The organism is Mesorhizobium sp. M1312, from assembly GCF_040318115.1.
Classification (GTDB): domain Bacteria; phylum Pseudomonadota; class Alphaproteobacteria; order Rhizobiales; family Rhizobiaceae; genus Mesorhizobium.
The window spans coordinates 1-1,054 of sequence record NZ_JAMYLQ010000094.1; the positions used below are offsets into that span (position 1 = coordinate 1).

Below are 1,054 nucleotides of genomic sequence, written 5' to 3' on the forward strand. Positions count from 1 at the left end.
TGCGAGCAGTCTCGTAGAGCCGCTCTTTGGTTCTGGCGACCCCAAGCGTGCCATTGCGCTTGAACCCCGTCGCCTGCCCCGTCTCTGACTCAAGATTGGAGTAGAGTTCCGCGTTGTACTTAGCAATCTCAGTCAGTGCATGAGTACCGCGCGTCTGCATAATCAGCCCGGCGGCATGCCAAGTCGTGCCGGACGTAAGGGTGTGGCGCTCCAACACCGCAACATCCTTCTTACCGTTTTTTGCAAGATGGAAGGCGACACTCATGCCTGCAATTCCTCCACCAATGATGAGAACCTCGTGATGGCGAATGGGCAATTCACGAGGGCGAATAGGCGAGGTGGTGATCATATGCGTCCTTGTTCGATTGAGGCATGTCGCGCCAAGGTATTTTTCGGCCGTTCAGGAAGGTTGGGGCTCCATTCGGCGCTGCCGCACCGGTGGCTGACAACAATCTTTCGTTTGCGTCAGACTAAGTGACCAGGGCGGTCGAGATTGTGCTACTTGGGAAAGAAGACGATGTTATTCTGCATATTTATCCCCTTACCGCAGAAGCTATGCGTCTTTGCTGGATGCGGCGATGACCGAACTCTACCAGGCACTGTTGTTGCGTTGGCCGTTTTTACCCCTGTTACCGCTATACTCGAGATACAACCCGGCGCCGGACGCTTCTACCTCGCTGAAGCTTGTACGTCGGAGATGGATCAACCAGGAAAAGGCGAACCGAGGGCCAGGGCGGATAGATCTCCCTGCCACTGCACTCGCGTAGGCTGATCGGCTTGATGAAATTGCTCTGTTATGTATCTGCCCGGCGTGAGCGACCGAGGGTTGGCTCGCCCGACATCCGCCGGAGGGCCCTCATCCCGGTTTGCGATGCCCCCCCATCGTCGCGCGGTCAGGCTTGATCGCGTAGCATTACTTGTCGTATCGCGCACCAAGCTTAGTCCGACGACCTTTGCCCTGGCGCGCCCCTAGAGCGGGATGAGATTTGTAAGAGTCGTGGGATTCCCAAATCATCGCAGTTCTGATTCAACATTCATGCTGGGAGGAGGCCAG

At 56.5% G+C, this 1,054-nt stretch carries 1 protein-coding gene; it reads right to left on the reverse strand.

Annotation, left to right across the window (positions count from 1 at the left end; genetic code table 11):
• A partial coding sequence (locus NKH36_RS34655; protein ID WP_352966306.1) for an NAD(P)/FAD-dependent oxidoreductase occupies positions 1–349 on the reverse strand: 349 nt, incomplete at its 3' end.
• Positions 350–1,054: the final 705 nt, after the last annotated feature.